Source organism: Pseudomonas sp. fls2-241-TYG-175, assembly GCF_030209155.1.
Taxonomy (GTDB): Bacteria; Pseudomonadota; Gammaproteobacteria; order Pseudomonadales; family Pseudomonadaceae; genus Aquipseudomonas; species Aquipseudomonas viridiflava.
In genome coordinates, this window is record NZ_JARVSO010000012.1 from 64,861 (window position 1) to 79,688 (window position 14,828).

Sequence of the window (14,828 nt, forward strand, 5' to 3'; positions counted from 1 at the left end):
TGTCACAGAAGGCTGAAAAGATGTTGCGCTCGACAGAACAGGCAAGAACCCGCTAAAACGTTTCTTCTTATTGGCTCACCCAGCAAAGCGGAATACCGGTAATCATGGATCGATTCAACGCCATGCGCGTTTTCACCCGCATCGTCGAGCTTGGCGGTTTTGCCAGAGCCGCCGAGAGCCTGCAGATGCCTCGTGCGTCGGTGACGATCCTGATCAAGCAGCTGGAAGCGCATCTGGGTGTCCAGCTTCTGCAGCGCACCACGCGCCAGGTCAGTGCCACGCCTGATGGCAACGCATACTACCAACGCTGCCTGAGTCTGCTCGCTGATCTGGAAGATGCCGAGTCAGCGTTCTCATCCCTTAATACCGGGCCCAAGGGCCTGCTGCGGGTTGATCTGCCCATGAGTCTGGGATGCATGATCGTGATGCCCTCGCTGCCCGAGTTCACTCGGCGTTATCCGCAGATCGAACTGGAGATCGGCATGAGTGACCGGCAGGTTGATCTGATACGCGAAGGCGTCGATTGCGTGCTGCGCGCCGGAAGCTCCCATGACGAGGCGCTGGTCGCCAGGCCACTGGAAAACCTGACGCAGATGACCTGTGCCAGCCGGGCCTATCTGGATCGGCACGGCTCGCCGCTGGACCTTGATGAGTTGGCGCAGCATCAGGTGATCGAATATTTCTCGACCGGGACCAATAAGCGTTACGGGTTACAGTTCATGGTACGCGGACAATTGCACGAGCCGCGGCTGCCGCGATCAATTGCCGTCAACAGTGCTGAAGGCTATGTCGCCGCGTGCGAGGCTGGATTCGGACTTATTCAGGCACCGCGCTACCATATTGCCGACAAGTTGCGCAGCGGTACGCTGGTCGAGGTGCTGCGTGAATATCGACCGCCTGCATTACCGTTGATGGCGTTGTATCCGCCCCATCGACAGCTGTCGCGGCGGGTGAGGGTGTTTGTCGACTGGCTGGCTGAATTGTGTGCCCGACCCGAGATCAGGGACAGGCTCAATTCCTGAGCGAATTCGGAATTATCCGATATAGGCCATGCTGCACTTTCGTGTTTAACTTCTGGTTCTTATGTAAACCCACTGAAAAAGGACATCGTTTCATGGCTCAAGTGACTCTCAAAGGCGGCCCTGTTCAAGTCAAAGGCGAATTGCCAAAGAACGGCAGCGCTGCACCTGCTTTCACACTGGTGGGTGCCGGTCTGGCTGAGGTGACTCTGCAGGAGTTCGCCGGCAAGCGCAAAGTGCTGAACATCTTCCCAAGCGTCGACACCCCGACCTGCGCGACGTCGGTACGCAAGTTCAATGCTCAGGCGAACGATGTGGCCAACGCAGTCGTACTGTGCATTTCCGCTGACCTGCCTTTTGCCCAGGCTCGCTTCTGCGGCTCCGAAGGTCTGGAAAACGTCAAGAACCTGTCCACCTTCCGCAGCGCCGATTTCAGCGAAAACTACGGCGTCGCCATTGCCGACGGTCCTCTGAAAGGCCTGACTGCACGTGCTGTCGTGGTTCTGGATGAAAACAACAATGTGCTGCACAGCGAACTGATTTCCGAAATCGCTGAAGAACCGAACTACGAGGCTGCACTGGCAGTATTGAAGTAACGTTCGGCAACACATCGACGGCCTGAATCCGTTCAGGCCGTTTTTATTTGTGCTTCAACCGTTTAACGAAAGTAAGCGCTTGGTAAAGGCGCTTTGCTTGCAGCTCATCTGTGCTTATTGTTCAGCCTCCAAAGTAGCCCTCACCTGTAATGGTTGATTTATTCATGCAATCGTCTGGCCCCCGTAAATCCCGTCGCTGGTTGATCAGTTTGTTGGTTCTGTTGCTCATTGTCGGCCTGTGCTGGTGGTTCTGGCCCGGCTCTGCGTCGACGACCGGCACAGACACGGCTGGCAAAGCCACGCACACCAGCAAATCGAGTGGCATGGTCAGGCCAGGTTTTGGCGGCTCGGCTGCGGCTGTTCCAGTGCGCGTCGCGCCGGTGACGCAGGGCGATTTCCCGATTTATTACAAGGCGCTGGGCACTGTTACTGCAACCAACACCATCAATGTGCGCAGCCGGGTTGCGGGCGAACTGGTCAAGCTCAACTTTCAGGAAGGCCAGATGGTGAAGGCGGGCGATCTGCTGGCGGAAATCGATCCGCGCAGTTATCAGGTCGCACTGCAGCAGGCCGAAGGCACGCTGGCAACCAATCAGGCACTGCTCAAAAATGCTCAGCTTGACGTTCAGCGCTATCGCGGCCTTTACGCCGAGGACAGCATCGCCAAGCAGACGCTGGACACCGCCGAGTCGCTGGTCAATCAGTACCAAGGCACCATCAAGACCAATCAGGCAGCGGTGGCCGAAGCGAAGCTCAATCTCGACTTCACCCGTATCCGTGCGCCGATTGCCGGCCGGGTAGGGCTCAAGCAACTGGACGTCGGCAATCTGGTGGCTGCCAACGACACTACTGCGCTGGTCGTGATTACCCAGACCCAACCGATTTCAGTCAATTTCACGTTGCCCGAGAAAGACCTGTCCAGCGTCATTGCCCGCTATCGCACCGGCGACAAGCTGCCTGTCGAAGCCTGGGACCGCGGCGACGTCAAGATGCAGGCCACCGGTGTACTCGCCAGCCTGGACAACCAGATTGACGTGGCAACAGGCACCCTGAAGTTCAAGGCGCGTTTTGAGAATCGTGACGAAGCCCTGTTCCCCAATCAGTTCGTCAACGTCCGGCTGCGGGCCGATACGCTGACCCAGGCCATTCTGGTGCCCACCGCTGCGGTCCAGTTCGGCACCAACGGAACGTTCGTGTACGTCATGGACGGTGACAAGAAGGTCAAGATCAACCTGCTCAAGACCGGCCCGAGCAACGAGACGTCCACGGTTATCACCGAAGGTCTGGCTGCCGGAGACCGTGTAGTGCTGGAAGGTACCGACCGTCTGCGTGACGGCGCCGAGGTCGAAGTGGTCAGCGACAGCAAGGACGTGCCCGCAGGGCCGGGCCAGAAACTGCAGGGCAAGCCTGACAGCGGTACCGATAAATCGGCGTCGGTTCTGAAGGCGGATAAACCAAGCGTATGAACATGTCCCGCCTGTTCATCCTGCGCCCGGTCGCCACCACGCTCAGCATGCTGGCGATTGTGCTTGCCGGTTTGATTGCCTATGGCCTGCTGCCCGTTTCGGCGCTGCCTCAGGTGGATTACCCGACCATTCGTGTGATGACGCTGTATCCGGGCGCGAGCCCGCAGGTGATGACCAGCGCCGTGACGGCGCCGCTGGAACGTCAGTTCGGGCAGATGCCGGGGCTGACCCAGATGGCCTCGACCAGCTCGGGCGGCGCTTCGGTCATCACGCTGCGCTTCAGTCTGGAAATCAACATGGACGTGGCCGAGCAGGAAGTGCAGGCCGCCATCAATGGCGCCACCAACCTGTTGCCCACTGACCTGCCTGCGCCACCGGTCTACAACAAGGTCAACCCGGCAGATACGCCTGTACTGACTCTGGCGATCACCTCCAAAACCATGCTGCTGCCCAAGCTCAACGATCTGGTCGACACACGCATGGCGCAGAAGATCTCGCAGATCAGCGGCGTCGGCATGGTCAGCATTGCCGGTGGACAGCGGCAGGCCGTACGAATCAAGGTCAACCCCGAGGCACTGGCTGCCAACAGCCTGAACCTCGCGGATGTGCGCACACTGATCAGCGCCTCCAACGTCAATCAGCCCAAGGGCAACTTCGACGGTCCGACCCGGGTTTCGATGCTGGATGCCAACGACCAGCTCAAGTCGCCCGAGGAATACGCCAACCTGATTCTGGCCTACAAGGATGGCGCGCCACTGCGCCTGAAGGACGTGGCGCAGATCGTCGACGGTGCCGAGAACGAAAGGCTGGCGGCCTGGGCCAATCGCAATCAGGCCGTTCTGCTGAACATCCAGCGTCAGCCGGGCGCCAACGTCATCGACGTGGTGGACCGGATCAAGACCCTGCTGCCCGGCATCACCGATAATCTGCCGGCCGGACTCGACGTGACGGTGCTGACCGATCGCACCCAGACCATCCGCGCCTCGGTCACCGACGTCCAGCACGAATTGCTGATCGCCATCGTGCTGGTGGTGCTGGTCACGTTCCTGTTCCTGCGTCGCCTGAGCGCGACGATCATTCCGTCGATTGCCGTGCCGCTGTCCCTCGTCGGTACGTTCGGGGTCATGTATCTGGCCGGTTTTTCCATCAATAACCTGACCCTGATGGCGCTGACCATTGCCACCGGTTTTGTGGTGGACGATGCCATCGTCATGCTGGAAAACATTTCGCGCCACATCGAAGAAGGCGAAACGCCTCTGCAGGCCGCGCTGAAAGGGGCAAAACAGATCGGCTTCACCCTGATCTCCCTGACACTTTCACTTATCGCGGTACTGATTCCGCTGCTGTTCATGGCCGATGTAGTGGGGCGGCTGTTCCGCGAGTTCGCCATCACGCTGGCGGTCGCGATCCTGATTTCCCTCGTGGTCTCGCTGACCCTGACGCCGATGATGTGCGCGCGTCTGCTCAAGCGCGAACCCAGGGAAGAGGAGCAAAGCCGTTTCTATCGTGCCAGCGGTGCGTGGATCGACTGGCTTGTCCATGTCTACGGTGGCGGTTTGCGCTGGGTGCTAAAGCACCAACCGCTGACACTGCTGGTGGCCATCGGCACGCTGGGTCTTACGGTGCTGCTCTACATCATCGTGCCCAAGGGCTTTTTCCCGGTGCAGGACACCGGCGTCATCCAGGGCATTTCCGAAGCCCCTCAGTCCGTGTCCTTCAAGGCGATGAGCGAGCGCCAACAGGCACTGGCCGATATCATCCTGAAAGATCCATCGGTGGTCAGTCTGTCCTCTTACATTGGTGTGGATGGCGACAACGCCACGCTCAACAGCGGCCGGCTCCTGATCAACCTCAAGCCCCACGGCGAACGCGACCTGACCGCTGCCGAAATCATTCAGCGCATACAGCCGGAAGTCGACAAACTGTCGGACATTCGCCTGTTCATGCAGCCGGTGCAGGACCTGACCATCGAAGACCGCGTCAGCCGGACCCAGTATCAGTTCAGCATGTCATCCCCTGACGCAGAGCTGCTCAGCGAATGGAGTGTCAGGCTGGCAGATGCACTGGCTCAGCGCCCCGAGCTGACGGATGTCGCCAGCGATCTGCAGGACAAGGGTCTTCAGGTGTATCTGGTGATTGACCGGGATGCGGCCAGTCGGGTCGGCGTCAGCGTCGCCAACATCACCGACGCGCTGTATGACGCGTTCGGTCAGCGCCAGATTTCAACCATCTATACCCAGGCCAGTCAGTACCGGGTCGTGCTGCAGTCGGCGTCCGCCAGCGAGCTGGGGCCGGAAGCACTGGAACAGATTCATGTGAAAACCACTGACGGTGCGCAGGTCAAACTGTCGAGCCTGGCGCGGGTCGAGCAGCGTCAGGCGCAGTTGGCCATTGCCCACATCGGCCAGTTCCCGGCAGTAATGATGTCGTTCAATCTGGCGCCGAACATCGCGCTGGGCGAGGCGGTCGAGGTCATCGAGCAAGTGCAGAAGGACATCGGCATGCCGATTGGCGTGCAGACCCAGTTCCAGGGCGCGGCGCAGGCGTTCCAGGCATCCTTGTCCAGCACGCTGCTGTTGATTCTCGCAGCCGTGGTGACGATGTACATCGTATTGGGCGTGCTGTACGAGAGCTATATTCATCCGATCACCATTCTCTCGACCCTGCCTTCCGCTGCGGTCGGCGCGTTGCTGGCGCTGCTCATCAGCGGTAACGACCTGGGCATGATTGCCATCATCGGCATCATTCTGCTGATCGGTATCGTCAAAAAGAACGCCATCATGATGATCGACTTCGCGCTCGACGCAGAACGCAATCGTGGTGTCGATCCCGAGACGGCGATCTACGAAGCGGCCCTGCTGCGTTTCCGGCCGATCCTGATGACGACTCTGGCAGCGCTGTTCGGCGCCATTCCGTTGATGCTGGCCACCGGTTCCGGCGCAGAGCTGCGTCAACCGCTGGGTCTGGTGATGGTGGGCGGTCTGCTGCTGAGCCAGATTCTGACCCTGTTCACCACACCGGTGATCTACCTGTATTTCGACCGGCTGGGTCGCCGATGGAGCCGCAAACCTGACGCCCCGGTTCGACTGGAGAAGGCTGACGCATGAACCTGTCAGCACCCTTCATCCGCCGACCGGTCGCCACCGTTCTGCTGAGCCTGGCAATCATGCTGCTGGGCGCCGTCAGTTTCCGGCTGTTGCCGGTGGCGCCATTGCCGAACATGGATTTCCCGGTCATTGTCGTTTCGGCCAGCCTGCCGGGCGCCAGTCCGGAAATCATGGCGTCGAGCGTTGCCACGCCGCTCGAGCGGTCGCTGGGCACCATCGCCGGGGTCAACACCATGACCAGCAACTCGAGTCAGGGCACGACGCGGGTGATTCTGCAGTTCGATCTGGATCGGGACATCAACGGTGCCGCCCGTGAAGTCCAGGCCGCCATCAACGCATCTCGCAATCTGCTGCCCAGCGGCATGCGCAGCATGCCGACCTACAAGAAGGTCAACCCGTCCCAGGCACCGATCATGGTGCTGTCGCTGACGTCGACCGTGCTGGAAAAAGGCCAACTGTACGATCTGGCGTCCACCATCCTGTCGCAGAGCCTGTCCCAGGTCACGGGCGTGGGTGAAGTGCAGATCGGCGGCAGTTCGCTGCCTGCGGTGCGTATCGAACTGGAGCCGCAGTTGCTTTCCCAGTACGGCATCTCGCTGGACGAGGTGCGCACAGCGATTACTGGCAGCAACGTCAGGCGACCCAAAGGCTCGGTGGAAAACGATCAACACAACTGGCAGGTCCAGGCCAACGACCAGTTGGAAACGGCCAAGGATTACGCGCCGCTGATCATTCGCTATCAGGATGGCGCAACGCTGCGACTCAAGGATGTTGCCAAGGTCAGCGATGCGGTCGAGAACCGCTACAACAGCGGTTTCTTCAATGACGACAGGGCCGTGTTGCTGGTCATCAACCGGCAGGCCGGTGCCAACATCATCGAGACGGTGGCGCAGATCAAGGCCCAGTTGCCTGCATTGCAGGCCGTATTGCCTGCCAGCGTGAAGCTCGACATCGCCATGGATCGTTCCCCGGTCATCACTGCAACCCTGCATGAAGCCGAAATGACCCTGCTGATCGCCGTGGTGCTGGTGGTGCTGGTGGTGTTCCTGTTTCTGGGCAGCTTCCGCGCTTCGCTGATTCCAACCCTGGCGGTACCGGTCTCGCTGGTGGGCACCTTCGCCATCATGTACCTGTGCGGATTTTCCCTGAACAACCTGTCTCTGATGGCGCTGATTCTAGCCACGGGGCTGGTGGTGGACGATGCCATCGTGGTGCTGGAAAACATCTCAAGGCACATCCATAACGGTCTTGACCCCATGAAAGCGGCTTTTCTGGGGGCCAGGGAGGTCGGCTTCACGCTGTTGTCGATGAACGTCTCGCTGGTGGCCGTGTTCGTTTCGATTCTGTTCATGGGCGGTCTGGTCGAAAGCCTGTTCCGCGAGTTTTCCATCACGCTGTCGGTGTCGATCGTCGTCTCGCTGGTCGTTTCCCTGACGCTGACGCCCATGCTCTGCGCCCGTTGGCTGAAGCCGCGTGAGGCGGAGCAGGAGAATGCGTTTCAGCGCTGGAGCGAGCGGGTCAATGACCGGATGGTGGCCGGCTACGATCGTTCGCTTGGCTGGGTGCTGCGTCACCCGCGCCTCACGCTGGTGAGCCTGCTGATCACCATCGTGGTCAATATCGCGCTCTACGTCGTAGTGCCCAAGACCTTCCTGCCGCAACAGGACACCGGGCAACTGATGGGCTTCGTTCGCGGAGACGACGGCCTGTCGTTCAAGGTGATGCAGCCAAAGATGGAAATCTTCAGGCGCGCCGTGCTGGCGGACCCGGCAGTACAGAGCGTCGCAGGCTTCATCGGCGGCAGCGGCGGGACCAATAACGCTTTCATGATCGTGCGCCTCAAGCCCATCGGCGAGCGCAAGCTGTCGGCCGAGAAGGTGGTCGAGCGGCTGCGCAAGAACCTGCCGCATGTGCCGGGCGGCCGTCTGTTTCTGGCCCCGGATCAGGACCTGCAGTTGGGCGGCGGGCGCGAACAGACCAGCTCGCAGTATCAGTACATCGTGCAGAGCGGCGATCTGGAAGTCCTGCGCGAGTGGTACCCAAAAATCGTCGCCGCGCTCAAATCGCTGCCGCAACTCACGGCCATCGATGCGCGGGAAGGGCGAGGGGCGCAGCAGGTCACGCTGATCGTCAATCGCGATACCGCCAAACGGCTGGGCATCGACATGAACATGGTCACCGCGGTGCTGAACAATGCCTACAGCCAGCGTCAGGTTTCCACGATCTATGACAGCCTGAACCAGTATCAGGTCGTGATGGAGGTCAACCCCAAATATGCGCAGGACCCCGTCACCCTTGAGCAGGTACAGGTCATCACGGCCGACGGGCAGCGAGTGCCGTTGTCGAGCATCGCGCACTATGAACGCAGCCTGGAGAACGACCGCGTCTCTCATGACGGTCAGTTTGCTTCAGAGAACATCTCGTTCGATCTGGCCGAAGGGGTCAGCCTCGATCAGGCCACCGTCGCCATCGAGCGTTCCGTCGCAGCCATCGGCTTGCCTTCGGAGATCATTTCGAAGATGGCCGGGACTGCGAACGCGTTTGCCGCGACGCAGAAAAGCCAGCCCTGGATGATTCTCGGTGCCTTGCTGGCGGTGTACCTGGTGCTGGGGATTCTGTATGAAAGCTACATTCACCCACTGACGATCCTTTCGACCTTGCCGTCGGCGGGCGTGGGCGCCTTGTTGACCATCTATGTGCTGCGCAGCGAATTCAGCCTGATCTCGCTGCTGGGTCTGTTCCTGTTGATCGGCGTGGTGAAGAAGAACGCAATCATGATGATCGATCTGGCGTTGCACCTGGAGCGGGATCAGGGCATGACGCCTCAGGAATCCATCCGCAGCGCCTGTCTGCAGCGTTTGCGGCCCATCCTGATGACCACCATGGCCGCCATTCTGGGCGCGCTGCCGCTGTTGCTGAGCACCGCCGAGGGCGCCGAAATGCGCCGACCGCTGGGCCTTACCATCATTGGCGGTCTGGTGTTCAGTCAGGTGCTGACGCTCTACACCACCCCTGTGGTTTACCTTTATCTCGACCGCCTGCGTCACCGTTTCAGCCGGTGGCGGGGCCGTCGTACCGATGCCGCTCTGGAAACTCCGTTATGACTGATCGCCTCGCCTTCACAACCCATCACCGATGGCTGGTCAGGCCGCTTGCCATGGGACTCTGCGTCTTGTTGCTGAGTGCCTGTGCGGTCGGCCCGGATTATCACAAGCCGGACATGGCCACGCCTGCCAGCTTCAAGGCGGCAGCAGGCTGGAAGCAGGCGACGCCACGCGATGACGCAATGGCCAGAGGCGCATGGTGGGAGGTCTACGACGACAAGGCGCTCAACGCACTGGTCGAACGCTTGAACGCCTCCAACCAGACCGTGGCACAGTACGAAGCTCAGTACCGTCAGGCCCAGGCGTTGATTCGCAGCTCGCGAGCAGCGTTCTTCCCGACCCTTGATCTCTCCGTCGGCAAGACCCGCTCCAGTCAGGGAACCGGCAGCAGTACGTCGGGGAGCAGTAACCTCAACTCCGGCATCCGCGAGACCCACAGTGCCCAGTTGGGTGTCAGTTGGGAGGCCGATGTCTGGGGCAAGCTGCGTCGCGGCCTTGAGGCCGACACGGCCAACGCACAGGCAAGCCTTGCGGATCTGGCGGCCATGCGTCTGAGTCTGCAGTCGGAACTGGTGCAGAACTACCTGCAACTGCGCGTCATCGACGAGCAGAAGCGCTTGCTGGAAGCCACGGTCGATGCCTATCAGCGCTCGTTGACGCTGACCCAGAATCAGTACCGTGCCGGTATCTCGGGGCGTGATGCCGTGGCTCAGGCGCAGACCCAGTTGAAAAGTACCCAGGCCGATCTGATCGATCTGGCGTGGCAGCGGGCGCAATTTGAAAACGCCATTGCCGTGCTGATGGGCATGGCGCCAGCGGACTTCAATCTGCAGGCGACCACCTCCATCCCCAGGCTGCCGCAGATTCCTGTCGGTTTGCCTTCCGAGTTGCTCGAGCGCAGACCCGACATCGCCGCCGCCGAGCGTTCGGTTATGGGCGCCAACGCCAATATCGGTGTGGCGAAGGCGGCTTATTACCCGGACTTCACCCTGAGCATGAGCGGCGGCTATAACAGCAGTACGTTTGCCAACTGGATCAGTTTGCCGAATCGCTTCTGGTCGGTCGGTCCGCAACTGGCCATGACCCTGTTCGACGGGGGGCGACGTTCTGCTGAAGTTGAACGTACCGAAGCCGTCTACGACCAGACCGTTGCCCAGTACCGACAGACCGTGCTCAACGGTTTCCAGGAGGTAGAGAATTACCTCGTTCAGCTCAAGGTCTACGAAGAGGAAGCCGATGTTCGTCAGGAAGCCCTGGTGGCTGCCCGCGACTCCCTGCGCCTGACCAGCAATCAGTACAAGGCCGGTCTTATCGGCTATCTGGATGTGGTCAACGTACAGGCCACGGCACTGAGCAACGAACGTACGGTGCTGAACGTGCTGCAAAGTCGCCTGATCGCCAGTGTGCAGTTGATCGCTGCACTGGGCGGCGGCTGGGATGCTCAAGAGGCGCAAGCGTCGCCGGTGGCCGAGCGCTGAGGTCATGGAGGTCTCTGTATGGCAGCGCTTGCTGACCGGTAAGGCCGGCTGAAACTGAAACACGGCGATGGCGTCTGATTCCAAACACTGGCAGGATCAGTGCTCACCGCAGGCACGTGCCCGGTGCCCACGGTCAGTTTGAGAAACACAAGAGACCCATCCATGGAAAAAGTTCTCATCATCACGGGAGGCTCCAGGGGGATTGGCGCAGCCACGGCCATTCTTGCTGCGTCTCAGGGCTACCGCATCTGCATCAACTACCTGTCTGATCATGCCGCTGCCGAGAGAACCTGCGCGCAGGTCAGGGCTCAGGGCGCCCAGGCCATCACCGTACAGGCGGACGTCAGCAACGAAGACGAGATCATCCGACTGTTCGCCCGTGTCGATGCCGAGCTGGGGCGCGTGACGCATCTGGTCAACAACGCCGGTACACTGGCCCAGGCCTGCCGGGTCGAAGAAATGTCGGAATTCCGCATGCTCAAGATGATGATGAGCAACGTCGTCGGCCCCATGCTTTGCAGCAAGCATGCGTTGCTGCGCATGTCGCCGCACCATGGCGGGCAGGGCGGCAGCATCGTCAATGTGTCTTCGGCAGCGGCCAGACTGGGATCGGCCGGGGAATATGTCGATTACGCCGCATCCAAAGGAGCGCTGGACACCTTCACCCTCGGCCTTTCCAAGGAAGTGGCGCCGGAGGGTATACGGGTCAATGCGGTCAGACCGGGTTTCATTTTCACAGACTTCCACGCCCTCAGTGGCGATCCGTTCCGCGTGAGTAAGCTTGAAGGCGCGCTGCCAATGGGGCGTGGTGGTACCGCCGAGGAAGTTGCAGAGGCGATTCTGTGGCTGCTGTCGGACAAGGCTTCCTACGCCACGGGTACGTTCATTGATCTGGCGGGCGGTCGCTGACCGGCACTCTGTCACATCGTCGAGGTCAATAATGTCGGTCCTTTTTTCAAGGAGCGACGATGAACGAATGGTGGCAGGAAGTCGTGACAACGCTGCAGTCGGAATTTTCGGACGTTACCGACGCATCACAAATGACGCGGGTGGCGGTCCGTCTGACGGTGGCCGCGCTGTTGGGCGGTATTCTCGGTTTCGAGCGCGAGAACCGCGGCAAGGCCGCTGGCGTGCGCACCCACATGCTGGTGTCGATGGGTGCAGCGCTGTTCGTTCTGGTGCCACGCCTGGGCGGCGCCGATGACGACGCGTTGAGTCGGGTGATTCAAGGGCTGGTCGCCGGGATCGGCTTTCTGGGCGCGGGAACCATCCTCAAGGAAAACGCGAGAAACGTGGCGCAGGTCAAAGGCCTGACCACGGCGGCCGGGCTGTGGATGACTGCCGCAATCGGCGTGTCGGCGGGAATGGGCCGTGAGATGACCGCTATCCTCAGTACCTTTCTGGCACTCGGTATTCTTCGCTTTGTGCCGTACATCGTCGAGCGGGCTGACCCGTCCAAAGGCACTACGGCCAAAAGGAACGGGTCAGAGGATCCCTAGTTGTCCCTCAATAAGTAGTTGCACTCCAGAATCGATCAGATAATGACTGGCGGCTCCTGAACAGGCGGATCACCGGCAGGCGGGTCGATGACCGGAGGCACTGTCGTCGGAGGCTCCTGTTCAGGAGGCGGTACTTCCGAGGGGGGGACTGGAACGGGAGGTTCATCGATGTTCGGGTCGATGGGTTCCGGCGGGGTTGGAATATTCATGGCTTCAGCCTCCTTGTTGGCCTGTTGGCTTTCTTTCGACTTGCGCCCGTCACCGATGATTCAATCCAATCGCAACGCTGCCGTGGGCTGTGGGCATATCGCCTGACGAGGTTGACTTGTCCATTGCTGCGCTATGCTCTGAAACGTCGTCATCCTCTGCTCAAAACCTTTGAACTTTAGTCACGCAGACCGCTCGGAACCTAAGCAGCCGAATCAGGCGAGTTGTCAGCGCAGGGGGGATTTGTGCTGCCGTATCGTCAATTTTTCAATTGCATGGAATGCACAGGAGCGTCCCTGGGGCGTGAAGGAGTGATGCTCGATGAATGAACAGCCATACGGCCCGGATTCCCTGGCCTCAGAAGTGCCGCACCCAAGTCGTCCCTTGTCATTGACCCAAGCCCTGCAGTTGCCCCGCATCGTGATCGAAGACACGCTGCCGGTGATCGATGGTGGGTTGTTTGCGGCGAAAGGTATCGTCGGCCAACCGGTGACCGTCACCAGCAAGGTCTACGCAGACGGTCACGACAAGATGGCCGTCAACATTGTCTGGCGCGCTGCGGATGAAGAACACTGGCACAGTGCGCCAATGCGCGAACTGGGCAACGACAGCTGGGTCGGTGAGTTCACGCCGACCTCCGTGGCCCGCTATGTCTTTCGCCTGGAAGCCTGGATTGATCAGTTCGGCAGCTACCGCTACGAGCTGGAAAAGAAATTCGGCGCGGGCGTGGCCATCGAGCTGGAGCTGGAGGAAGGTCGCATCCACCTCGTTCATGCAGCGGAACGTAGCCAGGATGAGCAACGTCATGCCATCGAGCGTGTGTTGCAGCGTCTGGGCGAGTCGGACAACGACGAGAAGGTTGCCCTGTTGCTGCACAGCGAAACTGCAGGCCTGATGAAACAGGCTGACAATCATGCGTTCCTCAGTCGCAGTGCAGAGTTCCCGCTCGACATTGAGCGTGAGCTTGCCCAGTTCGCCAGTTGGTACGAGCTGTTCCCGCGCTCCATCACCGATGACAAGGCCCGCCATGGCACGTTCAACGACGTGCATTCGCGCCTGCCGATGATTCGTGACATGGGCTTTGATGTCCTTTATTTCCCGCCGATCCATCCGATCGGTCGCGCACACCGCAAAGGCCCCAACAATTCCCTGACCGCAGGCCCCGATGATCCGGGCAGCCCTTACGCCATCGGCAGCGAGGACGGCGGTCACGAGGCGATTCATCCGCAACTGGGCAGCCGTGAAGACTTTCGTCGCCTGGTTGCCGCTGCAGCGGATCACGGGCTGGAAATCGCGCTGGATTTCGCCATTCAGTGTTCTCAGGATCACCCGTGGCTCAAGCAGCATCCGGGCTGGTTCTCGTGGCGTCCAGACGGCACCATTCGTTACGCGGAAAACCCGCCGAAGAAATACCAGGACATCGTCAACGTCGACTTCTACGCACCGGATGCGATTCCCGGCCTGTGGCTGGAACTTCGTGACATCGTGCTGGGTTGGGTCGAGGAGGGCGTGAAGATCTTCCGCGTCGACAATCCGCACACCAAGCCGCTGCCGTTCTGGCAATGGATGATCGGTGAAGTGCGCAGTCAGCATCCTGACGTGATGTTCCTGGCTGAAGCCTTTACCAAGCCCGCGATGATGGCCCGCCTGGGCAAGGTGGGTTACTCGCAGAGCTATACCTACTTCACATGGCGCAACACCAAGGCCGAGCTGTCCGAGTACTTCACCCAGTTGAACGAGGTGCCATGGCGCGATTGCTACCGGCCGAACTTCTTCGTCAACACGCCGGACATCAACCCGCGATTCCTGCACGAGTCAGGGCGGCCCGGATTTCTGATCCGTGCGGCACTGGCAACCATGGGATCGGGGCTGTGGGGCATGTATTCGGGCTTCGAACTGTGCGAAGCGGCGCCTATTCCCGGCAAGGAAGAATACCTGGACTCCGAGAAATACGAGATCAGGGTCCGCGACTTCACCGCGCCGGGCAACATCATTGCCGAGATTGCCCAGCTCAACCGTATTCGCCGCCAGAACCCGGCGTTGCAGACCCATCTGGGCCTGAAGCTGTTGAATGCCTGGAACGACAACATCCTGTATTTCGGCAAGCGTTCGGCTGATGGCAGCAACTTTGTGCTGGTCGCGGTCAACCTCGACCCGCACAACGTTCAGGAAGCGAACTTCGAGTTGCCGCTTTGGGAAATGGGCTTGCCAGACGATGCAGTGACGTCCGGTGAGGATTTGATGACCGGTCACCGCTGGAACTGGTACGGCAAGGTGCAGTGGATGCGCATTGACCCGTCGTATCAACCTTTCGGTATCTGGCGTATCCAGGTCGCACAGTAAAACTGCAAG

Annotated in this window: 10 protein-coding genes; 9 read left to right on the plus strand and 1 reads right to left on the minus strand. The window is 60.2% G+C overall.

The window, feature by feature from the left end:
- Window positions 1–104 precede the first annotated feature (104 nt).
- The 8 genes from QRN20_RS10170 to QRN20_RS10205 all read left to right on the plus strand — a co-directional run bounded on the left by QRN20_RS10170 (window position 105) and on the right by QRN20_RS10205 (window position 12,269).
- On the plus strand, window positions 105–1,022 hold the full coding sequence (locus QRN20_RS10170) for a LysR family transcriptional regulator (RefSeq protein WP_058431456.1): 918 nt from the start codon (window positions 105–107) through the stop codon (window positions 1,020–1,022).
- Between the two features lie 92 nt (window positions 1,023–1,114).
- On the plus strand, window positions 1,115–1,615 hold the full coding sequence (gene tpx / locus QRN20_RS10175; protein WP_285360297.1) for a thiol peroxidase: 501 nt from the start codon (window positions 1,115–1,117) through the stop codon (window positions 1,613–1,615).
- 149 nt (window positions 1,616–1,764) lie between these two features.
- Complete coding sequence (locus tag QRN20_RS10180; protein ID WP_122847294.1) at window positions 1,765–3,081, plus strand: MdtA/MuxA family multidrug efflux RND transporter periplasmic adaptor subunit; 1,317 nt, start codon at window positions 1,765–1,767, stop codon at window positions 3,079–3,081.
- Window positions 3,078–6,188 (plus strand): MdtB/MuxB family multidrug efflux RND transporter permease subunit, encoded by a 3,111-nt coding sequence (locus QRN20_RS10185; protein WP_285360300.1) that lies wholly within the window; start codon window positions 3,078–3,080, stop codon window positions 6,186–6,188. Before QRN20_RS10180 ends, QRN20_RS10185 begins: the two co-directional genes overlap by 4 nt.
- On the plus strand, window positions 6,185–9,292 hold the full coding sequence (locus QRN20_RS10190; protein WP_122414468.1) for a multidrug efflux RND transporter permease subunit: 3,108 nt from the start codon (window positions 6,185–6,187) through the stop codon (window positions 9,290–9,292). The genes QRN20_RS10185 and QRN20_RS10190 overlap by 4 nt, the downstream gene beginning before the upstream one ends.
- A complete protein-coding gene (locus QRN20_RS10195) occupies window positions 9,289–10,770 on the plus strand; it encodes an efflux transporter outer membrane subunit (RefSeq protein ID WP_058431461.1) in 1,482 nt (493 codons plus the stop codon). Before QRN20_RS10190 ends, QRN20_RS10195 begins: the two co-directional genes overlap by 4 nt.
- A 162-nt stretch (window positions 10,771–10,932) precedes the next feature.
- On the plus strand, window positions 10,933–11,679 hold the full coding sequence (locus QRN20_RS10200; protein WP_058431462.1) for an SDR family oxidoreductase: 747 nt from the start codon (window positions 10,933–10,935) through the stop codon (window positions 11,677–11,679).
- 59 nt (window positions 11,680–11,738) lie between these two features.
- Window positions 11,739–12,269: an MgtC/SapB family protein gene (locus QRN20_RS10205; RefSeq protein ID WP_088235180.1), complete on the plus strand. Its 531-nt coding sequence runs from the start codon at window positions 11,739–11,741 to the stop codon at window positions 12,267–12,269.
- Window positions 12,270–12,304: 35 nt separating this feature from the next.
- Here the strand turns inward: QRN20_RS10205 and QRN20_RS10210 are convergent, their stop codons facing one another.
- Window positions 12,305–12,478, minus strand: coding sequence for a hypothetical protein (locus QRN20_RS10210; protein ID WP_162864163.1), 174 nt, complete (start codon window positions 12,476–12,478; stop codon window positions 12,305–12,307).
- Between the two features lie 319 nt (window positions 12,479–12,797).
- Here QRN20_RS10210 and QRN20_RS10215 point away from each other — a divergent pair, with 319 nt between their 5' ends.
- Window positions 12,798–14,819 carry an alpha-1,4-glucan--maltose-1-phosphate maltosyltransferase gene (locus QRN20_RS10215; protein ID WP_285360305.1) on the plus strand — a complete coding sequence of 674 codons (2,022 nt, stop codon included), beginning with the start codon at window positions 12,798–12,800 and terminating at the stop codon, window positions 14,817–14,819.
- Window positions 14,820–14,828 lie beyond the last annotated feature (9 nt).